The sequence below is a fragment of the Halomonas sp. SIMBA_159 genome, from assembly GCF_046536035.1.
GTDB classification, from domain to species: Bacteria; Pseudomonadota; Gammaproteobacteria; order Pseudomonadales; family Halomonadaceae; genus Vreelandella; species Vreelandella venusta_A.
The window spans coordinates 1-264 of sequence record NZ_JAWJBT010000805.1; the positions used below are offsets into that span (position 1 = coordinate 1).

Below are 264 nucleotides of genomic sequence, written 5' to 3' on the forward strand. Positions count from 1 at the left end.
GGGGCTGGTGAGAGTGAACTTGAAATCGCCACCGGCCACGCTCGCCGAGCGTTCACAGTCGGCCAGCAGGTTGAGCGAACCCTCGCCGAGGGCCGACTCGACCACCGCGGCGGGCTTGGTGCGGAAGACCATAGTCTGCATCCCCCGGAATGCGTCGACCTCGCTGCGGCCGAGCTCGCTGCGGGTGCCCGCCATCGGGCGGACGAAGTAATCGATCATCCCGTTGGTCTCGGGGTGGTTGACGTCGAAGCGGGAGAGCTCGCC

Annotated in this window: 1 protein-coding gene; it reads right to left on the minus strand. The window is 67.4% G+C overall.

Going from position 1 to position 264, the window contains the following annotated elements:
- Positions 1-264 (minus strand): hypothetical protein (locus R0J87_RS21435; protein ID WP_498888821.1); only part of this gene is annotated, 264 nt, incomplete at both ends.